We start from the raw sequence: 21,034 nt of genomic DNA on the forward strand, positions 1-21,034 counted from the left end.
GAGAGCTGTCGGGTCGGAGCCGATCGGGCCACCGACCGGGCATCCTCATTCGTGTGGCCCGTCGAGATACGTCTGTCAACTCAGCGGGCGCATTACCACCATACCCCGGAATCGCGCACATGCGATGGCCGATTCGGTCACGTAGTGGTCGTCACACTGACTGAGCAGGGACTTACTCCTTGCGGCCAGCGGGCTATTGTGCGCTTCATGACGACGCCTGGCAACGCCTCCGGTACGCCCGAAACCCCCGCGGAACCCGCGGCCGACACAGTGCCCGCACCCACCGGAATCGCCGCCCAGAACTGGGATCAGGCGGCCGTCGACCCGCAGTACCGTGCCGCGGTCGTGGACCTGCTCGGCGCGCTCGCCTACGGCGAACTGGCCGCGTTCGAGCGGCTCGCCGAGGACGCCAAGCTGGCGCCGACACTCGTCGACAAGTCGGAACTGGCCAAGATGGCGTCGGCGGAGTTCCACCACTTCGAACAGATCAGGAACCGGCTCACGGAGATCGGCGCCGACGCGACGCAGGCGATGCAGCCGTTCGTCGCCGCCCTCGACGGCTTCCACAAGCAGACGGCGCCCTCCGACTGGCTGGAAGGCCTCGTCAAGGCGTACGTCGGTGACTCGATCGCCAGTGACTTCTACCGTGAGGTCGCGGCCCGCCTCGACTCGGACACCCGGCAACTGGTGCTCAGGGTCCTCGACGACACCGGACACGCGAGCTTCGCCGTGGAGAAGGTACGCGGCGCGATCGACGCGGACCCGCGCGTGGGCGGACGGCTCGCGCTGTGGGCGCGGCGGCTGATGGGCGAGGCGCTGTCACAGTCGCAGCGCGTCGTGGCCGACCGGGACGCGCTGTCCACGATGCTCGTCGGCGGCGTCGCGGACGGGTTCGACCTCGCGGAGGTCGGCCGGATGTTCTCCCGGATCACCGAGGCGCACACGAAGCGGATGGCTGCGCTCGGCTTGGCGGCGTAGTTGTCTTTGTCCGCGGGTCCGCTGTGGCTGGTCGCGCAGTTCCCCGCGCCCCTGTCGGCAGCGGCTACGCCGTTGCCGATGATCGGCGGAGTCTCGCCTTAGGGCGGAGCAGGAGCGAGACGGAGGCGGCCGAGAAGGCCGCAGCGCCCAGCAGGATCACCACGAAGTGGCCGGCGCTCAGCGCGCTGTGCGTGAGGAACGCGCCGAAAAGGGCTCCGGCCACGCCGGTGGAGAGGACCAGGTGGCGCGCTGGGAGGCGGTCGGGCAGACGGTGGGCCGCCGCCCATGCCAGGGCGAGGCCGAGGATCGCGGAGCCGAGTGCTTCCAAGAACATGTCGGGGTCCCTCCCACAGCCTGTCTGCTCGTGACGTTCTCAGCCCGTCATACCCGTGACCTGCGCGGGGCAACCCATTTGTAGGGGTGACGTGTGGTCAACCTGTGAATCGGGACCATGAGTAGGGCACGGCCGCGGACATGGGTGGGGCCCGGCGGTTCGACACCGCCGGGCCCCACCCGCATACCTGTCGATATGTGTCCTGCTGAGTCCTACAGCGCGCTGAAGCCCACCTTGCGGGCCGTCGGCTCGCCCAGCTCGACGTACGCGAGACGGTCGGCCGGTACCAGGACCTTGCGGCCGTGGTCGTCCACGAGGCTCAGAAGCGCCGACTTGCCGGCCAGCGCCTCGGACACCGCCCGCTCGACCTCCTCAGCGCTCTGACCGCTCTCCAGAACGATCTCGCGGGGCGCGTGCTGCACGCCGATCTTGACCTCCACGGCTATGTCCCTCCGACGGTCAGTGAAGTGCGCGGGCGTCCGCGCCGTACCCAGCACACATTAGCCCGGTGAGGGGACGTACATGTTCCGCCCGGGAACGCCAGGAGCGAACAGCGGACGGGAACAAACCGGCGGTCAGTGGTGCTCGGTGCCGTGCAGCGGGAAGCCGGCGATGCCGCGCCACGCCAGTGAGGCCAGCAGCTGGACCGCCTGATCGCGCGGAACACTGCGGTCGCTGTGCAGCCAGGATCGCGCCACCACCTGGGACAGGCCGCCCAGGCCGGATGCCAGCAGCATCGACTCCGAGGGCGAGAGGCCGGTGTCCTCGGCGATGACCTCGGAGATCGCCTCCGCGCACTCGTGCGTGACCTTGTCGACGCGCTCGCGCACCGCGGGCTCGTTCGTCAGGTCGGACTCGAAGACCAGGCGGAAGGCGCCGCCGTCGTCCTCCACGTACGCGAAGTACGCGTCCATGGTCGCCCGGACACGCTGCTTGTTGTCGGAGGTCGACGCCAGGGCCGCGCGGACCGACTCGATCAGTGCTTCGCAGTGCTGGTCGAGCAGAGCGAGGTAGAGGTCGAGCTTGCCGGGGAAGTGCTGGTAGAGCACCGGCTTGCTGACCCCGGCCCGCTCGGCGATGTCGTCCATCGCGGCGGAGTGGTAGCCCTGCGCCACGAACACTTCCTGGGCGGCGCCCAGCAGCTGGTTCCGTCGGGCGCGACGCGGCAACCGCGTGCCCCGTGGGCGTGCCGCCTCAGTTTGCTCGATGGCTGTCACGCCGCCTCCCAATTTCGTCCACATGCGGGTGTGCGCCGCGCCGTCATCGTACTTTTCGGTAACCCTGCTGTGCGCGGTACGAGCACAGAAATTCCTCGACCGAGCGACTGTATGTTCCGGTCTATTTGCTCAAATAGCAATAAATCCGGTGCGGGGTGTGCGAGCTGCACGGGTTTGTCGCGGCTAGCGGTAGTCGTCCTCGTCGAGTTTCACGACGCGGGCCTGTTCCGCGATGTCGGCCTCACTGGCGCGGTCGGTGTTCTCGCCGGTCAGTGGGGCGTCGTGCTGCGGGGTGACGTCCGTGTGCTGTTCGACGGCGTCGTCCGCGGGGGATTCGACATCGAACTCGGTGGCATTGTCCTCGCCCTCGTAGTCCTCGTAGTCCTCGGGATCCTTCGTTTCGAAGGTCTCGGGGTCGATGGGGTCGACGGCCATGGTGGGCTCCCTTCCCGGGGATACGGTTTTTCTGCGGGTGCCCGATTACGAGCCTAGGAGACGTGGGATCTGGACGCCAGGTGGTCGGAGTCGCGGGAGGCCGATGTATCGGCCCTGTGATGCCGAACACACGAACCACAGCGTGATCGTCTCGTAACATTGCCGCATGTCTTCGACCGAGCTGCCGTACGTATCGGCCACCAATGTGCTCCCGAAGGTGGCGCCCGTCAGGGTCGCGGACGGCGAGCGGCTGCGCTCGGTCGGTCTGCCGGGGATCACCCTGACCGTGCGTTCGCGGCCTCGCGCGCGCGAGGGACTGCCGCCCGCGCTGTACGTCCACGGCCTGGGCGGTTCCTCGCAGAACTGGTCGGCGCTCATGCCGCTGAACGACGAGCTCGTCGAAAGCGAGGCGCTCGACCTGCCGGGCTTCGGCGACTCTCCGCCGCCGGACGACGGCGACTACTCGGTCACCGGGCACGCGCGTGCCGTCATCCGCTACCTCGACGCGTCCGGGCGTGGTCCCGTGCACCTCTTCGGCAACTCGCTGGGCGGCGCGGTGTCCACCCGTGTCGCGGCGGTGCGACCCGACCTCGTCAGGACGCTCACGCTGGTCTCGCCCGCGCTGCCGGAGATCCGCGTGCAGCGCACCGCCGTGCCGACGGCCCTGCTCGCCCTGCCCGGTGTGGCCCGGCTGTTCACCCGTCTGACAGAGCAGTGGAGCGCCGAACAGCGCGTCCGCGGGGTCACGGCGCTCTGTTACGGGGATCCTGGGCAGGTGACGCCCGAGGGATTCCGCAACGCGGTCGAAGAGATGGAGAGACGGCTCCAACTGCCGTACTTCTGGGATGCGCTGACGCGTTCCGCGCGCGGGGTCGTGAACGCGTACACGCTGGGCGGTCAGCACGGGCTGTGGCGTCAGGCCGAGCGCGTGCTCGCCCCGACGCTGCTCATCTACGGCGGCCGGGACCAGCTCGTCTCCTATCGCATGGCCCAGCGCGCGGCGCGCGCCTTCCGTGACTCGCGGCTGCTCTCGCTGCCGGACGCCGGACATGTGGCGATGATGGAGTATCCGGAGACGGTGGCCTCGGCGTTCCGCGAACTGCTCGATGACGCAGGTGAGTTGCCGGCGGATGCCGGTACTGTGGCAGCGAGGACGGTCGGCAGCAGGGTCGACGCCGCGAATGCGGGGAGCTGAGACGCGAGGTGGGACGTCACAGCCGCCGCGGGCGAACAGGCGGCAGCGCGAGCAGGGGCGACACGGCGAACACCCCCGTGGGTCAACAGGGTCGACAGGACCAGCGGGGTCGGAAACCTCAACAGGGGCAGGGCCAAGGGCAGGACCAGGGGTGGCAGGGGCAAGGGACGCCGCGGTTCGCCGACGGTACGCCTGCGCACGGGATGCCCCGTTTCCCGATTCCCGACGGCACTCCCGCTCATGGCTTCCCACGACTTCCCGACGACGCCCCCGTGCGAGGGATGCCGCGTTCCTCGGACGGAACCCCCGCGCACGGCTTCCCCCGAGTGCGGGGAGGCGGACACCCCGAGCAGCGTGAATCCGGCGGCGGCTGGGGCGAGTTCGGCACCCGGGCCGGGGTCGGTCCCGCCATACCGCGTCAGCGTCCGGCGCCCGCGCCCGCGAACGGGCCCGGCCCCCGGCAGGCGTACGTCGACGCCTTCGAGGAAGCCGACACGTTCGGTGGCTCCGTCGCGGGTGGCGAACCCTTCGCGCCCCGCGCCCGGACATCTCACCCCGCCGACACGCCCACCCCGCCCGCCGAGGTGGCGGACAGGGGCAGGAGCGGCAAGGGACGGGCGTTCACCGGGATCGCGGCCGCCGCCGTCACCACGGTGCTGGCGGTCGTCGTGGCCGGGCAGGTCACCCAGGGCCAGGACGACGACGGGGGAGTGCGGACCCAGACCGCGATCGGCTCGGGCCAGGACGTCCAGGGCTCCGGGGGCTCCGCGGCGCGTATCGACGGACTCCCCGCCGCGCCCGACGCGCCGGCCGTGGAGGCGGCACTGACGTACGACCAGAAGATGGCCAAGAAGTACGCGCTCGGGGCGGCCCTCAAGGGCTCGGGGAAGTTCGACGCGATCCGCGGCTTCGCCAAGGCACCGGGGGCGGGGCAGAAGTACACGTACCGGGTGGACGTCGAACAGGGGCTCGGGCTCGACGGTGAACTGTTCGCGCAGGCCGTGCAGAAGACGCTCAACGACAACCGGAGCTGGGCCCACAACGGCGGTCGTACGTTCGAGCGGATCTCCTCGGGCAAGCCCGATTTCGTGATCACACTGGCGAGTCCCGGTACCACCGCCTTCTGGTGCGCGAAGTCGGGGCTCGACACCACCGAGGACAACGTGTCCTGTGACTCGGCCGCCACCGACCGCGTGATGATCAACGCCTACCGGTGGGCGCAGGGGTCCGTGACCTACGGCGACAAGATCTACCCGTACCGGCAGATGCTGATAAACCACGAGGTCGGCCATCGCCTCGGCTACGGGCACGTGACCTGCGACAAGGACGGCGACCTCGCACCGGTCATGCAGCAGCAGACCAAGTTCCTCAACCACGGCGGGATCCACTGCCGAGCCAATCCCTGGCCGTTTCCGGGGAGTTGACGGGTGGGACGGCCGGAGCGCGGTGGTGCGCTCCGGCTCCCGTTGACATGAGTGGAAAGTTCGTTCATATTTTTGCGCATGTGGTCTAGTCATGTTGTCGAGCGCGCCGCCATCGAGCTGGCGCTGATCGGCGTGACCGCTCTCTGCGTGGCCGACATTCTCTGTCGCTGACGCCCGCTTTCGCTTCTTCGGCTTCCCGACCGGCGGTTACGGCTGCCCGGTGGCCCGGCGTGCGCGTCGCGAGTTGCATGAACTCCCACCTCTCACGAGTCGACGCCCGGGCGGACGCCTGTCTTCCTCCGTCCCACTCCTCGTCATTTCGTCTCATTCGCTGAGACGTTTCGACGTGTCGACGCGTTCGTCGACATATACATCCGAGAGGTCGTCTTCCGATGCGCCAACCGTCCGTCAGATCGCGCCGCGTGGCAGCGGTGTCCGTCAGCCTGGTCCTGGCCGCGGGCGCCGCCGCGTGCGGCCCGAAGGACAACGATGCCAAGGGCGCGGGCAGCGGCGACTCCAAGCCGCGGAAGGGCGGCACACTCACCGTCCTCAACGCCCATCCGCAGGACGACTTCGACCCCGCCCGGCTGTACACGTCCGGCGGCGGCAACGTCCCCTCGCTCGTCTTCCGCACGCTCACCACACGCAACCGCGAGAGCGGGGCGGCCGGCGCGAAGGTCGTCCCCGACCTGGCCACCGACACCGGGCGCCCGAGCGAGAACGCGACCGTGTGGACGTACACCCTGAAGGAAGGGCTCAAGTACGAGGACGGTACGGCGATCACCAGCGCCGACATCAAGTACGGCATCGAGCGCTCCTTCGCCCCCGAACTCTCCGGCGGCGCGCCCTACCTGAGGGACTGGCTGGTCGGCGCCGCCGACTACCAGGGGCCCTACAAGGACAAGGGCAAGGGCCTCGACGCGATCGGGACGCCGGACGCCCGCACGATCGTCTTCCACCTGAACAAGCCCGAGGGCGAGTTCCCCTATCTGGCCACACAGACCCAGTTCACGCCGGTTCCGAAGGCCAAGGACACCGGGACGAAGTACGAGGAGCACCCGGTCTCGTCGGGCCCGTACAAGGTCGTCAGCAACGAGGGCGACGGCGAGCGGCTGATCCTGGAGCGCAACACCTACTGGTCGGCGGCCACGGACGCGGAGCGCAAGGCGTACCCGGACAGGATCGACGTACGGTCCGGGCTCGACTCGTCGGTGATCAACCAGCGGCTGTCGGCGTCCCAAGGGGCGGACGCCGCGTCCGTGACCACGGACACCAACCTCGGCCCGGCCGAGCTCGCCAAGGTGACGGGTGACAAGGAACTGGCGGCGCGCGTCGGCACCGGGCACTTCGGCTACATCAACTACATAGCGTTCAACCCGAAGATCAAGCCGTTCGACAACATCAAGGTGCGGGAGGCGATCTCGTACGCCGTCGACCGCACGAGCGTCATCAACGCGGCCGGCGGATCGTCGCTCGCCGAGCCCGCCACCACCCATCTGCCGAACCAGAAGTCCTTCGGGTACACGCCCTACGACCACTTCCCGGCAGGCGCCTCGGGGGACCCGGCGAAGGCCAGGGAGGTACTGAAGGAGGCCGGTTACCCGAACGGGCTGACCGTCACCCTCACCCACTCCAACGCCAAGGACTTCGAGACCAGCCCGGAGATCGCGACCGCCGTCCAGGACGCGCTCAAGAAGGCCGGCATCACGGTGAAGCTGGACGGGCTGGAGGACAACGACTACTCCGACACGATCCACGACGTGAACAAGGAGCCCGGGTTCTTCCTCGCCCACTGGGGCGCCGACTGGCCCTCCGGCGGACCCTTCCTCGCCCCGATCTTCGACGGTCGGCAGATCGTCGGGGACGGCGCGAACTTCAACACCGGCTTCCTCGACGACAAGTCGGTGAACGCCGAGATCGACGCGATCAACAAGTTGACCGACCTCGACGCCGCCGCCAAGAGGTGGGGCGCGCTGGACGAGAAGATCGGCGAGCAGGCACTGACCGTGCCGCTGTTCCACCCCGTCTACAAGCGGCTGTACGGCAAGGACGTCAAGAACGTCGTGATCAGCGACTGGACGGGTGTCCTGGACATCTCCCAGGTCTCGGTGAAGTGACGACACGGTGAGCGAGGTCCTTCTCGCCTCCCAGGCCGCCGGGACGGGTACGACACCCGTCCCGGGGGCCTCCGGGGCCCGTCAGTTCTGGCGGCGGCTGCGGGCGCAGCGTGCCGCCCTCCCCGCGGCGGCCGTCGTCGCGCTGCTCGTCCTGGTCGCGCTCGCCGCGCCGCTGCTCACGGCGATCGCCGGCCAGGACCCGACCACCTACCACCCCGACCTGGTCGACTCCGCGCGCGGAGGCGTCCCGATCGGTTCCCTCGGTGGGATCAGCGGTGACCACTGGCTCGGCGTCGAACCGCAGACGGGGCGCGACCTGTTCGCCCGGCTCGTCTACGGGGCCCGCGTCTCGCTGGGCGTCGCGCTCGCGGCGACCGTCGTCCAGGTGTCGATCGGCGTCGTGGTCGGCATCGCGTCCGCCCTCGGCAGCCGATGGGTCGATCAACTGCTGAGCCGTCTCACCGATGTCATCATCGCGCTGCCGCTCATGATCATGTCCCTGGCCCTGCTGGCCATCGTGCCCAGCGGCTTCCCGCGGCCGGTTCTCGTCGCCCTCGTCATCGGGCTGATCGCCTGGGGCGGGACGGCGAAGATCGTGCGCGCCCAGACACTCACCCTCAAACAGCTCGACCATGTGGCCGCCGCCCGGCTCAGCGGCTGGGGTCCCTGGCGGATCGCCCGCCGCGAACTGCTGCCCGGCCTCGCCGCGCCCGTCATCACGTACGCCGCGCTCCTCGTCCCGACGAACATCACGGTCGAGGCCGCCCTGTCCTTCCTCGGAGTCGGTGTGAAGCCGCCGACGCCGTCCTGGGGGCAGATGATCACCGCCGCCGACGTCTGGTACCAGGCGGCACCCCAGTACCTGCTGCTGCCCGCGGGCGCCCTCTTCGTGACCGTGCTCGCCCTGACCGTCCTCGGCGACGGCATCCGCACCGCCCTCGACCCGCGCGCTGCCTCCCGTCTGCGCATCGGCACGGGCCGCAGACGCGAGGACAGGGTCGCCGCGGAGAAGAACGCGGACGCCACGACGCCGAAGAACGGAGCCGGCGCGTGAACATCTCCGGTTTCGGCGGCTTCGTCGCACGCCGGGTCATCGGCGCGGTCGTCACCCTCCTCGCCATCTCGGTCATCATCTACGTCGTCTTCTATGTCGCCCCCGGCAACGTCGCCCAGATCACCTGCGGCCCGCGCTGCTCCCCGGCGCAGGTGCAGCAGGTCACCGAGCAACTGCGCCTCGACGACCCGCTGTACCTGCGCTACTGGCACTTCCTTGAGGGCGTCTTCGCGGGCCAGGACTACTCGACAGGTACGTCCGTCCAGCACTGCTCGGCGCCCTGCCTCGGCCTGTCGTACCAGAGCGACCAGCAGGTCACCGAGCTGATCCTGGCGAAACTGCCGGTCACCGGCTCGCTCGCGCTCGGCGCGATGGGGCTGTGGCTGCTCATCGGCGTCGGCACCGGGGTGCTCTCGGCCTGGCGGCGCGGCCGGCCCACCGAGCGCCTGCTGACCGGGCTCACGCTGGCCGGCACGGCGACGCCCGTCTTCGTCATCGGCCTGATCCTGATGATCGTCGTCTGTGGCCAGCTGGAGCTGCTGCCGTTCCCGCAGTACGTGCCCTTCGCGGACGATCCCGAACAGTGGGCGTGGAACCTGCTGCTGCCCTGGCTGTCGCTCGCCCTGATCGAGTCCGCCAAGTACGCCCGCCTGACCAGGGCGTCGATGCTGGAGACACTCGCGGAGGACCACGTACGCACCTTCCGCGCGTACGGCGTCGGGGAGCGGTCCATCATCGGGCGGCACGCGCTGCGCGGTGCGGTGGCGCCGCTGATCGCCCTGAGCGCCACGGACTTCGGGTCGATGTTCGGCGGCGCGGTGCTCACCGAGACGCTCTTCGGGCTGCCCGGTATCGGACAGGAGCTCGTCGAGGCGGTCAAGGTGGTCGACCTGCCGGTGGTCGTCGGCATGGTCCTGGTCACCGGATTCTTCGTGGTCATCGCCAACGCCGTCGCGGATGTGCTCTACGCGGTGGCCGATCGACGGGTGGTGCTCGTATGAGCTTGGACAAGGCCTCAATTGAGGCTCCGGTGGACGGCGCGGACGACAGGGCTCTCGTGGAGGTCGACGGTCTGACGGTCGCCTTCGGCTCCCTGCTCGCCGTGGACGGGCTGTCGTTCCGGCTGGCGAAGGGCGCCGCGCTCGGCCTTGTCGGCGAGTCCGGTTCGGGCAAGTCGACGGTCGCGTCCGCCCTGCTGGGGCTGCACCGCGGTACGGGAGCGGAGGTCGGCGGCACGGTCCGCGTCGCCGGAACCGACGTACAGCGGGCGCCGGAGGCCGAGCTGCGGCGGCTGCGCGGGGCGAAGGCGGCGATGGTCTTCCAGGATCCGCTGTCCTCGCTCGACCCGTACTACGCGGTGGGCGACCAGATCGCCGAGGTGTACCGGGTGCACACCAAGGCGTCCCGGCGGGCCGCACGCGCGCGTGCCGTCGACGTACTGGACCGAGTCGGGATTCCGGACGCGGTACGGCGGTTCCGGTCCCGGCCGCACGAGTTCAGCGGGGGGATGCGGCAGCGCGCGCTGATCGCCATGGCGCTCGCCTGCGAGCCCGATCTGCTGATCGCCGACGAGCCCACGACCGCGCTGGACGTCACCGTCCAGGCGCAGATCCTCGACCTGCTGCACACCCTGCGCGAGGAGACCGGCATGGGACTCCTGCTCGTCACGCACGACGTGGGGGTGGCGGCGGAGAGCGTCGACGACGTGCTGGTGATGCGGCACGGGCGCGCCGTCGAGCACGGTCCGGTCGCCGCCGTTCTGGGGACCCCCTCGGAGGCGTACACGCGTGAACTGCTCGCCGCGGTACCGCGCGTGGACGTGAGACGGGTCCCCCAGGACTCTTCCGACGCCCGCGAGGTGGTGTTGGAGGCTGTCGGCCTGCGGCGCGAGTTCGGGCGCGGGAAACGGGCGTTCGCGGCCGTGGACGACGTGTCGCTGACCGTGCGCAGGGGCGAGACCCTCGGGATCGTCGGCGAGAGCGGCAGCGGCAAGACAACCCTCGGACGGATGCTGGTCGGGCTGCTTGAGCCGACGGTCGGCGAGGTGCGTTACGAGGGGCACGTGCGGTCCGGGGCCGGCCCGGCCGTGCAGATGGTGTTCCAGGACCCGGTCTCCTCCCTCAACCCCCGCCGCAGTGTGGGCGAGTCGATCGCCGACCCACTGCGGGCACGCGGCGAGAAGGACGAAAGTCGTGTCCGTGGGCGCGTGGGGGAGCTGCTGGCGCGGGTGGGGCTCGACCCGGCGCACTACGACCGCTATCCGCACGAGTTCAGCGGCGGCCAACGCCAACGCGTGGGCATCGCCCGGGCGCTGGCCGCCGAACCCCGCGTCATCGTCTGCGACGAGCCGGTCTCGGCGCTCGACGTCACGACCCAGGCCCAGGTGGTCGCCCTGCTCGGCGAGTTGCAGCACGAACTCGGCCTCGCGCTGGTGTTCGTCGCCCACGATCTCGCCGTGGTACGCCAGGTCAGCGACCGCGTCGCGGTGATGCGGCGGGGCCGGATCGTCGAGTCGGGGCCCGCCGACGAGGTGTACGACAATCCGAGAGACCCGTACACCCGGCAGCTGCTGGCCGCCGTACCCGCTCTCGACCCGGAGATCGCTGCCCGTCGGCGCGCCGCCCGCCAGGAGTTGACGCCCGTCTGACCATACAGGTGTTCGTCACCAATGGTGCGCGAATGATCTCCTAGCGCGACGGAACGCGATCCGCGCGCGAAAGTTACGACCGTTCACCCCTTTTGGTGGTGTGACGGACAACCGTCCGTCGCACCACCGTCATGTCCGCATACGTTCGTCCCGCTGCGAGCCGCCGGGTCAACGGCGGCTCCCCACAAGGGAGATCGGGGGTGTGCTCGTGCGCATCGGACTGCTGACGGAGGGTGGCTATCCGTATGTGAGCGGTGACGCCAGACTCTGGTGCGACCGGCTCGTGCGCGGGCTCGGTGGACACGAGTTCGACATCTACGCGCTCAGCCGCAGTGAGCGGCAGGAGGACGAGGGCTGGATCGAACTGCCGTCGCAGGTCAGCCGGGTGAGGACCGCGCCACTGTGGACGGCCGAGGACGACGGGGTGGTGTACGGCCGCCGGGCACGGCGGCGATTCGCCGAGGCCTACGGAGAGTTGGCCTCGACCCTGTGCGGCGGGCCCGACGCGGGGAAGGCGTCGGCCGGATCGGCCCCGTCCACCGCTGAGGCGGACCGTTTCGGCAGCGCGCTGTACGGGCTCGCCGAACTCGCCCGCGACGAGGGCGGACTGGTGGGAGCGCTCCGCTCCGAAGGCGCCGTACGCGCCCTTGAGCGCGCGTGTCGTGCGCCCGGCGCCCTGGGAGCGGCGCGCGAGGCGCGCGTCCCGGACCTGCTCACCGTCGCCGCGCAACTGGAACGCGCCCTGCGCCCCCTCTCGCTCGACTGGTACGAGGACGACGGGCTCGGCTCGGTCGACCTCTGCCATGCCGCCGCCGGCGGCCCTGCGGCACTCCCCGGCCTGCTCGCCCACCACTTCTCCGGCGTACCCCTCCTGGTCACCGAGTACGGAGTCCCGCTGCGGGCGCACTACCTGGCCTCGGGCGCCGACGACCAGGCCCCGGCCGTACGGTCCCTGCTGGCGGCCTTCCACGGCAGGCTGGCCTCGGAGGTCTACCGGCGGGCCGCGCTGGTCACTCCCGGCAACACGCACACCCGCCGCTGGCAGGAGAGATGCGGGGCCGACCGGGAGAAGCTGCGGACCGTGTACCCGGGCATGGACGCGTCCCACTTCGCGGACGTGGGCGAGTCGCCGGAGACCGCGGACCCCGACACGCTGATCTGGGTCGGCCGTATCGAGCCCGCCAAGGACCTGATCTCCCTCCTGCACGCCTTCGCGGAGGTCCGCAAGGAGGAGCCGAAGACCCGCCTGCGCATCATCGGCGCGGCCGCGGGAGCCGAGAGCGAGGCGTATCTCGGTCACTGCCGGGCGCTGGCGGCGCAACTCTTCCCCGACGAGGCCGAGGGCATGCACGCCGTCGGCGACAACCCGGTGTCGTTCGAGGGGATCGGCGGCCCCGAAGCGCCGACCCTCGCGGAGGCGTACGCGGCGGGCGGGGTCGTCGTCCTGTCGAGCGTCGTCGAGGGTTTCCCGATCAGCCTGGTCGAGGCCATGTTCTGCGGCCGGGCGACCGTGTCGACGGACGTGGGCGCGGTCGTCGAGATCATCGGCGGAACGGGGCTCGTGGTGCCCCCGCGCAACCCGAAAGCGCTCGCGGAGGCATGCGTGGCGCTGCTGCGCGACCCGGCGCGCCGCGAACGTCTGGGCGCCGCCGCTCGCGCCCGTGCCCTCGAACTGTTCACCGTCGAGCAGAACGTCGAGGCATTTCACGGCATTTACCTGGAGATCGTCGCGCGCTGTCCCGTCAGCAGAGTGGTCCTCGACCACGTCGGCGAGCCGCTCCCGTTCGCCGTCCCGGCGGAGGCCCACGTCCCCGGCCGCTGGACGCAGGCCGGCATAGGCGTGGTGGCCCGGGGCGGCCCCAGATGGGCGACAGGACACGCTTCCGCACCGGTACAGGCGACCCCCGTACCGGCCGGGGAGGGCGTGCGATGAGCGAGCTGGGAGAACTGGACCGCCCCGGGACACCGGACAGCCCCGGAGGCTGGGACGAGCACTCGGAGGAGTGGCTCACGGGCGCCGCCGAGACGAACGTACGGGAGACGCGCGAGACGGGGGAGCACACACAGGCGACCCCGCCCGCCGCCCGTGCCGCGCGCCGAGGGACCGGAGACCCCGTCAAGGCGCTCATGCACCGACACCGTGAGCTGTGCGAGCGGGCGGTGGATCCCCTGGAGATCGCCGCCGGCCTGGAGGCCCACGGCATGACGGACCGGACGGCCGCCCGCTTCCGCCACCGGGACGTGTTCTCGCTGGCCGAGGAGTTGTACGCCCGCGTCTCCCGGGAGACGGAAACGGCACCGCGGCCCACCCCGACGCCCGCACCCCGCGTCCGGGCCGACTGGGTCCTGCTCTCCCTGCTGCCTGGCGTCCTGTGCGCGGCGACGGTGACGGGCCTGCACCTCACCGAGGGCCGGGTCCGGCTGGCCGTGGCGACGCTGGGCGCCCTGGCCGTGGCACTCGCCGTACGCGCGGCACTGGGCCGGGGGCCACTGGGCCCGAGGTCCCACCCGGCGCCCCCCGGCACGTACGGGAGCCACACCCCGGCCTCCACGCGCGCGTGGACCTACTGGCTCCTCGCGTACGCCCTCCTGGGGGACGACCTGCTCACCGCCGCGCTGACGGGCGGCCCCGGCGGATTCCCGACGGCCGTCCGGGACCTGTCCACCGCCCCGGTGCTGGCCCTCACGCTGGCCTGTGCGCCGGCGGCCTGGTGCGCACACCTCTTCGCGGCGGGAGCCCGTCGCAAGCTGGCCGTCAGCCGCGGCCTGGCGGATTTCACCGCGGCTGTGAAACCCCTCCTCCTGAGCGCTCTCGCCCTGTTCGTCTGCGCGTCGGCGGCGCTCGTCGCGGCCTCCGCGACGGTCCTGCGCGAACCGGCGGCCTACACCACGACGGTCACCCTCGGCGCCCTGCTCCTGCTGGCCCGCCTCCTCACGGCACACGGCTTCGCCCACGCCCCGGCAGTGGTCCTCGGCGCGGCAGCCGCTACGGAGGCGGCGGCCCTGGCCACCGCCTTCGCGTCGCACCTGCCCGGATGCGCCTTCCTGGCCGCCCCTGTGGACGCGGTCGTGACCGCCTGGAGTCCGGCAGGCATCCCGGCCGCGACCTGCGCGGGGGCCGCCCTGGTCCTCCTGCTCCACGCCGCCCGCACGCTGACCAGGGCATCGGCGCACGCGACGCCGGGTGAGGCCGGATGACGTCCCGGACCACGACCACGGCAGGCGCCCGCTTCCGCGATGCCCGGCCCTCCACCACGAACGACACCCGCAATTCCCGAAGGAGTACACCGATGATCACCTCCCGACTTGGAGCCGGAGCATCCGGCGAGGGAGCCGTCCGATGAGGGTTCTGCTGATCGGAGCCAACGGCTACCTCGGCCGCTTCGTCGCCGACCGACTGCTCGCCGACCCGGCCGTGCAGCTCACCGCCCTGGGCCGCGGCGACGACGCCGACGTCCGGTTCGACCTCGCGTCCGGCAGCCCCGGCGCGCTCACCCGCTTCCTCGACGCCGTCCACCCCGGAGTGGTCGTCAACTGCGCGGGTGCCACCCGCGGTGGGGCCCGCGAACTCACCCGGCACAACACGGTCGCCGTCGCCACCGTCTGCGAGGCACTGCGGCGCAGCGGCTGCGGCGCCCGCTTGGTCCAGCTGGGCTGCGGCGCCGAGTACGGCCCCAGCCAGCCCGGTTCCTCCACGGCCGAGGACGCCGTCCCCCGCCCCGGCGGGCCGTACGGCGTGAGCAAACTCGCCGCCACCGAACTGGTCCTGGGATCCGGTCTCGACGCCGTCGTCCTGCGCGTCTTCTCGCCGGCCGGGCCCGGTACGCCCGCCGGCTCACCGCTCGGTCGCCTCGCCGAGGCGATGCGGCGCGCGATGCAGTCAGGTGACGGCGAACTCAAGCTCGGCGGCCTGGGCGCACAGCGCGACTTCATCGACGTACGGGACGTGGCACGCGCCGTCCACGCCGCCTCGCTCTCGGCCGCCCAGGGCGTCATCAACATCGGCTCCGGCCGCGCCGTGCGTCTGCGGGACGCCGCGTCCGTCCTCGCCAGGGTGGCCGGGTACGGCGGCGCGCTGCACGAACTCGACGGCCCGCCCGGCCCCCTGAGGGCGTCCATCGGCCACCCCCGCACCGACCCGGACCACGCGGCCCCGGTCGCGTACCCGGACGGCTGCGGCAGCTGGCAGCAGGCCGATGTACGCACCGCACGCGACCGGCTCGGCTGGCGCCCCCGGATCAACCTGGAGGAGTCTCTCGCCGACATCTGGATGGAGGCGGCATGCCGCATCTGACCAGTGCCAGGGCGGGCACCGCGAGCACCGGGGTACGCACCGGCTTCGGCATCCCGGGCTTCGCGCATCCCCTCGTCGCACCGACCGAGTGGAGTGAACTCGCCCGCCCGGGCACGCCCCTGCACTGGGTCGTCCTCAACGTCGCCGACGGCCCGGGAAGCCGCCCCGATCCGCACTGTCTGGAGGCCGTCGGCCGCCTGCGCAACGCGGGTGTCCGTGTCCTCGGTCACCTCGACACGGCTCACGGGGCCCGCCCGCACGGTGAGCTGAGCGCCGAGGCGCAGCGATACCGGGACTGGTACAAGGCGGACGGCTTCCTCCTGGACCGCTGCCCGACCGACCGCGCCGCGCTCCCGGGGATCCGCCGCACGGTCGAAACTCTCCGTACGGCGGACGCGGACGCGCACATCGTCCTGGGCCACGGCACCCATCCGCATCCGGACTACGCCGAGCACGCCGACCAGCTCGTCACGTTCTCCGGCCACTGGAGCGACTACCGCTGGTCGCAGGTCGCCGAGTGGACCGCCGACCATCCGCCCGAGCGTTTCTGCCACTTCGTGCACGGACTGCCGCTCGGCCATCTCGACGAGGCGCTGCGCATCGCCCGCTGGCAGGGCGCGGCCACGATCTACTTCACCGACCGCACGGACCGCGGTGCCCGCAGTGACCCCTGGGAGACCATGCCCGGCTACTGGGACGACATCGTCTCGCGCCTCGGAACGGGTGTCTCGGAATGAAGAAGGGCGTGGCAGTGTTACGGGGAGAACAACTGTAGTGATTGACCGACCAACGGAGTCCCCGTGTCGCTGCCACCCCTGGTTGAGCCCGCTGCCGAGCTCACCGTAGACGAGGTCCGCAGGTACTCCCGCCACCTGATCATCCCCGATGTCGGGATGGACGGGCAGAAGCGGCTGAAGAACGCCAAGGTGCTCTGTGTGGGCGCCGGCGGCCTGGGTTCGCCGGCGCTGATGTACCTGGCCGCGGCGGGCGTGGGCACGCTCGGCATCGTGGAGTTCGACGAGGTCGACGAGTCGAACCTGCAGCGCCAGATCATCCACAGCCAGGCGGACATCGGCCGTTCCAAGGCCCAGTCCGCCCGTGACTCGGTGCTGGGCATCAACCCGTACGTCAACGTGGTCCTTCACGAAGAGCGGCTCGAAGCCGAGAACGTGATGGAGATCTTCAGCCAGTACGACCTGATCGTCGACGGCACGGACAACTTCGCGACCCGTTACCTGGTCAACGACGCGGCCGTCCTGCTGAACAAGCCCTACGTGTGGGGCTCGATCTACCGCTTCGACGGCCAGGCCTCCGTCTTCTGGTCCGAGCACGGACCCTGCTACCGCTGCCTCTACCCGGAGCCCCCGCCCCCCGGCATGGTTCCCTCCTGCGCCGAGGGCGGCGTCCTGGGCGTGCTGTGCGCGTCCATCGGTTCCATCCAGGTCAACGAGGCCATCAAGCTCCTCGCGGGCATCGGCGAGCCCCTCGTCGGCCGCCTGATGATCTACGACGCCCTGGAGATGCAGTACCGCCAGGTCAAGGTCCGCAAGGACCCCGACTGCGCGGTCTGCGGTGAGAACCCGACCGTCACCGAGCTCATCGACTACGAGGCCTTCTGCGGCGTCGTGTCCGAGGAGGCCCAGCAGGCGGCGGCCGGCTCGACGATCACTCCCAAGCAGCTCAAGGAGTGGATCGACGACGGCGAGAACATCGAGATCATCGACGTCCGCGAGATCAACGAGTACGAGATCGTCTCGATCCCGGGCGCCAAGCTGATCCCGAAGAACGAGTTCCTCATGGGCACCGCCCTGGCGACCCTCCCGCAGGACAAGAAGATCGTCCTGCACTGCAAGACGGGTGTCCGCAGTGCGGAAGTCCTCGCGGTCCTGAAGTCCGCCGGCTTCTCGGACGCGGTCCACGTCGGCGGCGGTGTGATCGGCTGGGTCAACCAGATCGAGCCGCACAAGCCGGTGTACTGACCCGCTGTTCACTCCAGCGCTCACCCCGTAGGTCCTGCTCGGCCGGCGGGGGTCCCGCGCACCACAGGTGCCCGGGGCCCCCGCCGCCGTCATGAACAGACCTTGCCGTCCTGCGGCACCGTCCCTTCCAGCAGATACGCGTTCACCGTGGAGTCGACACAGCCGCTCCCACTGCCGTACGCCCCATGCCCCTCGCCCCGCCACGTCAGCACCACGCCGACGCCCTTGCCCAGCTCGTCCGCCATCTTGCGCGTGCCCTCGTACGGAGTCGCCGGGTCCCCGGTGTTGCCGACCACCAGGACGGGTGCCGCGCCGGGCGCGCCGACCTCCGGTGTGTCGTACTGACCGGCCACCGGCCAGTCGTGGCACCAGCCGGCCGTGTCCCAGCCCATGTACTCCCCGAACACGGGCGAGATCTTCCGGAACTCGGGCAGCAGCCTCCTGGTCTGCGCCACGCTCGGCCGCTGCTTGTCGTCCAAGCACGATATGACTCGTTGGGCGTGCGTCGTCGTGCCGTAGTGGCCTGACGCGTCACGGTCGTTGTAGCCGTCGGAGAGCGCCAGCAGATCCGATCCGTCGCCCTGTTCGGCTGTTTCCAGGGCGCTGGTCAGCGCCGGCCAGCTCTGCTCGCTGTAGAGCGGTACGAGGACTCCCGTGACCGCAAGGCTCTGGGTCAGCTTCCGGCCCGAGGACGTGGGCAGCGGCTCGGCGTCGATGCGCTTCAGCAGGGCCGAGATCTTCTGTGAGCCCTGGTCCGGGTTTTGGCCTGTCGACTTCAGGTAGTCGTCGAGGGCACGCTGGAAGCCCCGGGCCTGGTTCTTCGCGTGTCCCACCAGGTCGGCGCTCGGGTCGACGACGGCGTCGAGGACCAGTCGCCCCACGTTCTTCGGGAACAGGTGGGCGTACACGCCGCCGAGTTCGGTGCCGTACGAGATGCCGAAGTAGTGCGTCTTCGTATCGCCGAGGACCTGTCGCATCAGGTCCATGTCGCGGGCGGAATCGGTCGTCGAGACATGAGCGACGAGGTCTCCGGCGGCCTTGGCGCAGCCTCTGCCGAAGTCGGCCGCGTCCTTGAGGTACGCCGCCTCCTCGGCCGCGTCGTCCGGCGTCGGGTCCACCGTCTCGGCAGCCTGGATCTCCTTGTCGCTGCGGCAACGCACGCCTTCGCTGGCCCCGACCCCGCGAGGGTCCCAGCTCACCAGGTCGTAGCGCTTGCGGAGTTCGGAGACCGTGCCGGCGTACGAGGGCATCACGGAGATGCCCGACTGGCCGGGTCCGCCGAAGTTGAACAGGAGGGACCCGATGCGGCTGCCTCCGGTGGCCTTGGCCCGGATGAGTGCCAGGCCGATGGTCTCGCCGTCCGGCTTCGCGTAGTCCAGCGGCACCTTGAGCGTCGCGCACTGCCAGTCGCCACCCGGTGTGGGGGAGTCCGACGTGCCTTCGCAGCGGTCCCAGTCGGGCTTCTGCGAGGTCAGCGAGGCCGGTAGCCCGGGCGAGGCGCGTGACGAGGACGTGGCCGACGGTGGCGTGGCGCCGCCGGACCCCTTGCCGTCAGCGCTGTCGGATGCGCCGCTGCTGCAGCCGCCCACCAGCAGCGCGGCGGCGGCAGCGGCCGTCCAGCGTACGAAACGAGGCATGTGTACTTCCCCCCTGCGAGCCTCCGCTCGGATCGGCGGATGGCGGTCCGGCCATAGTAGGCGGACCGCGCCAAGGCCGTATCAGCCTGTGGATAACCGTCTGACCTGCACTTTCCTAGGTGCATACGGTCCCGGTCGCCGGAACTTTCCCGTCGAGCAGATAGCTGTTGACCGCCCTGAGCACACACCGGTTTCCGCTGTCGTACGCGCCGTGCCCCTGCCCCTTGTATGTCAGTTCGACGCCCACGCCCGCGCCGAGCGCCCGCACCATTTTCCGAGCGCCCTCGTACGGCGTGGCCGGGTCGCCGGTGTTGCCGATGACGAGGATCGGCGCCGACCCCGTCGCGCTGACGTCGGGGTGGTCGGTGGCGCCCCGCACAGCCCAGTCGGTGCAGCCGACCATGGACCAGGCCATGAATTCGCCGAACACGGGCGATGCGGCGCGGAACGCCGGCAGCCTCGCCTCGACGTCCGCGACGGTGTAACGCGGCTTCGCGTCCGAGCAGTTGATGGCGATGTTCGCCGCGGTGATGTTGCTGTACTCGCCGTTCCGGTTGCGCCCGTTCATCGAGTCGGAGAGCAGCATCAGAACCGTCCCGTCACCGTCGTACGCCTGTTCAAGGCCATTGGTGAGATAGGGCCAGAACTCCTGGGAGTACAGCGCCTGCGCGATGCCGCCGGCCGCCGTGCTCTGGGTCAGCTCGCGCGGGAAGATGCCTGGGATGGGCTTGGCGTCGAGATCCTTGAGGAGCTTGGCGATCCGGTTCTCGACGTCCTGTGCGGTGTCGCCGACCGGGCAGTCCTCGGTCTTGGACGTGCAGTCCTCGGCGAAGTTGCCGAGCGCCAGCTGGAAGCCCTCGGCCTGCCCGAGCGAGCCCTGTTCAGGTGTCCGGGTCGGGTCGACGACCGCGTCGAAGACGGCTCGGCCCACCTTTTTGGGGAACAGATGTGCGTAGACGCCGCCGAGTTCGGTGCCGTACGAGATGCCGAAGTAGTGCAGCTTGTCGTCGCCGAGCACCTGGCGCAGCAGATCCATGTCGCGGGCCGCTTCGGTGGTGCGGACATGCGGGAGCACCCTCTTGGAGTGCTTCTCGCAGGCCGCGTTGAACTTTCGGGTGCTGTCCAGCAGTTCGGCACGTTCGGCGGCGTCGTCGGGCGTCGCGTCCTGCTGGAAGTACACGTCGAGCCGCTCGCTGTCCTCGCATCGCACGCCCGCGCTGCGGCCGACCCCGCGAGGGTCGAAACTCACCAGGTCGTAGCGCGTGCGCAGGGTCGCGTAATCCGCGCCGAACGAGGGGAGTGCGCCGACTCCCGAGCCACCGGGCCCACCGAAGTTGAAGATCAGCGACCCGATGCGCCTGCTCGCGGCGCCGCTCGCCCTGGCCCGGATCAGCGCGATCCCGATCGTCTCGCCTTTCGGCTCGGTCCAGTCCAGCGGTGCCTTCATGGTGGCGCACTGCCAGCCGTCGCCCCCCGGAAGCGGCGACGGCGCCTCACCGCCTCCCTCCGCCTCGGACGGCGCCGGACAGTCCCGCCAACTCAGCTGCTGGACCGACAAGTCCCCGTCCGAGGCGCCGGAATCGTCGCTGCACCCCGCCATCAGGGACGACAGCAGAAGGGCGGTGACCGTCAGAGCAGTGGCACGCGGCCGGAAGGGGCGGGGCATGCCCCCATCCTGCGGTCGTACCCGGTGGCGCGCTCGGGGCACGAGCCGTACGAGGTA

Annotated in this window: 19 protein-coding genes; 13 read left to right on the forward strand and 6 right to left on the reverse strand. The window is 70.5% G+C overall.

Annotated elements, in window-relative coordinates:
• Positions 1 to 198 precede the first annotated feature (198 nt).
• On the forward strand, positions 199 to 978 hold the full coding sequence (locus PV734_RS27465; RefSeq protein WP_415924271.1) for a ferritin-like fold-containing protein: 780 nt from the start codon (positions 199 to 201) through the stop codon (positions 976 to 978).
• A gap of 64 nt (positions 979 to 1,042) precedes the next feature.
• Here PV734_RS27465 and PV734_RS27470 read toward each other — a convergent pair whose 3' ends face one another.
• From PV734_RS27470 to PV734_RS27485, 4 genes are all read right to left on the reverse strand, one after another.
• Complete coding sequence (locus tag PV734_RS27470; RefSeq protein ID WP_319092118.1) at positions 1,043 to 1,312, reverse strand: hypothetical protein; 270 nt, start codon at positions 1,310 to 1,312, stop codon at positions 1,043 to 1,045.
• Positions 1,313 to 1,524: 212 nt separating this feature from the next.
• Entirely contained in the window at positions 1,525 to 1,752 is a 228-nt protein-coding gene (locus PV734_RS27475; RefSeq protein ID WP_006379546.1) for a DUF3107 domain-containing protein, read from the reverse strand.
• Positions 1,753 to 1,887: 135 nt separating this feature from the next.
• Positions 1,888 to 2,529, reverse strand: coding sequence for a TetR/AcrR family transcriptional regulator (locus PV734_RS27480; protein WP_319092117.1), 642 nt, complete (start codon positions 2,527 to 2,529; stop codon positions 1,888 to 1,890).
• A gap of 183 nt (positions 2,530 to 2,712) precedes the next feature.
• On the reverse strand, positions 2,713 to 2,964 hold the full coding sequence (locus PV734_RS27485) for a hypothetical protein (protein WP_319292497.1): 252 nt from the start codon (positions 2,962 to 2,964) through the stop codon (positions 2,713 to 2,715).
• Positions 2,965 to 3,130: 166 nt separating this feature from the next.
• Between PV734_RS27485 and PV734_RS27490 the strand changes: the two genes are divergently transcribed.
• From PV734_RS27490 to moeZ, 12 genes are all read left to right on the forward strand, one after another.
• Positions 3,131 to 4,159 (forward strand): alpha/beta hydrolase, encoded by a 1,029-nt coding sequence (locus PV734_RS27490; RefSeq protein ID WP_319292499.1) that lies wholly within the window; start codon positions 3,131 to 3,133, stop codon positions 4,157 to 4,159.
• Positions 4,160 to 4,167: 8 nt separating this feature from the next.
• Positions 4,168 to 5,583 (forward strand): DUF3152 domain-containing protein, encoded by a 1,416-nt coding sequence (locus PV734_RS27495; protein ID WP_415924272.1) that lies wholly within the window; start codon positions 4,168 to 4,170, stop codon positions 5,581 to 5,583.
• A 78-nt stretch (positions 5,584 to 5,661) separates the two neighbouring features.
• Entirely contained in the window at positions 5,662 to 5,754 is a 93-nt protein-coding gene (locus PV734_RS27500) for an Ms4533A family Cys-rich leader peptide (RefSeq protein ID WP_319092113.1), read from the forward strand.
• 221 nt (positions 5,755 to 5,975) lie between these two features.
• Positions 5,976 to 7,700 (forward strand): ABC transporter substrate-binding protein, encoded by a 1,725-nt coding sequence (locus PV734_RS27505; protein WP_319292500.1) that lies wholly within the window; start codon positions 5,976 to 5,978, stop codon positions 7,698 to 7,700.
• A gap of 7 nt (positions 7,701 to 7,707) precedes the next feature.
• A complete protein-coding gene (locus PV734_RS27510; RefSeq protein ID WP_319292502.1) occupies positions 7,708 to 8,754 on the forward strand; it encodes an ABC transporter permease in 1,047 nt (348 codons plus the stop codon).
• Between the two features lie 2 nt (positions 8,755 to 8,756).
• The gene (locus PV734_RS27515; RefSeq protein ID WP_319292551.1) at positions 8,757 to 9,755 is read left to right on the forward strand and encodes an ABC transporter permease; all 999 of its coding nucleotides are present in this window, start codon (positions 8,757 to 8,759) and stop codon (positions 9,753 to 9,755) included.
• Positions 9,752 to 11,401 carry an ABC transporter ATP-binding protein gene (locus PV734_RS27520; RefSeq protein WP_319292504.1) on the forward strand — a complete coding sequence of 550 codons (1,650 nt, stop codon included), beginning with the start codon at positions 9,752 to 9,754 and terminating at the stop codon, positions 11,399 to 11,401. Before PV734_RS27515 ends, PV734_RS27520 begins: the two co-directional genes overlap by 4 nt.
• Positions 11,402 to 11,609: 208 nt before the next feature.
• Positions 11,610 to 13,334 carry a DUF3492 domain-containing protein gene (locus PV734_RS27525; RefSeq protein WP_319292552.1) on the forward strand — a complete coding sequence of 575 codons (1,725 nt, stop codon included), beginning with the start codon at positions 11,610 to 11,612 and terminating at the stop codon, positions 13,332 to 13,334.
• Positions 13,331 to 14,599 (forward strand): hypothetical protein, encoded by a 1,269-nt coding sequence (locus tag PV734_RS27530; protein WP_319092109.1) that lies wholly within the window; start codon positions 13,331 to 13,333, stop codon positions 14,597 to 14,599. The genes PV734_RS27525 and PV734_RS27530 overlap by 4 nt, the downstream gene beginning before the upstream one ends.
• A 142-nt stretch (positions 14,600 to 14,741) precedes the next feature.
• Complete coding sequence (locus PV734_RS27535) at positions 14,742 to 15,695, forward strand: NAD-dependent epimerase/dehydratase family protein (RefSeq protein WP_319092108.1); 954 nt, start codon at positions 14,742 to 14,744, stop codon at positions 15,693 to 15,695.
• Positions 15,683 to 16,432 (forward strand): spherulation-specific family 4 protein, encoded by a 750-nt coding sequence (locus PV734_RS27540; protein ID WP_319092107.1) that lies wholly within the window; start codon positions 15,683 to 15,685, stop codon positions 16,430 to 16,432. Before PV734_RS27535 ends, PV734_RS27540 begins: the two co-directional genes overlap by 13 nt.
• A gap of 63 nt (positions 16,433 to 16,495) precedes the next feature.
• Entirely contained in the window at positions 16,496 to 17,674 is a 1,179-nt protein-coding gene (gene moeZ, locus PV734_RS27545) for an adenylyltransferase/sulfurtransferase MoeZ (protein ID WP_319092106.1), read from the forward strand.
• A gap of 89 nt (positions 17,675 to 17,763) precedes the next feature.
• Here the strand turns inward: moeZ and PV734_RS27550 are convergent, their stop codons facing one another.
• Together PV734_RS27550 and PV734_RS27555 are read right to left on the reverse strand one after the other, a co-directional pair.
• The gene (locus PV734_RS27550) at positions 17,764 to 19,311 is read right to left on the reverse strand and encodes an alpha/beta hydrolase (RefSeq protein WP_319092105.1); all 1,548 of its coding nucleotides are present in this window, start codon (positions 19,309 to 19,311) and stop codon (positions 17,764 to 17,766) included.
• A 115-nt stretch (positions 19,312 to 19,426) separates the two neighbouring features.
• Entirely contained in the window at positions 19,427 to 20,977 is a 1,551-nt protein-coding gene (locus PV734_RS27555; RefSeq protein WP_319292506.1) for an alpha/beta hydrolase, read from the reverse strand.
• Positions 20,978 to 21,034 lie beyond the last annotated feature (57 nt).

It is taken from the genome of Streptomyces sp. AK08-02 (assembly GCF_033795085.1).
In the GTDB taxonomy this organism is placed as follows: domain Bacteria; phylum Actinomycetota; class Actinomycetes; order Streptomycetales; family Streptomycetaceae; genus Streptomyces; species Streptomyces echiniscabiei.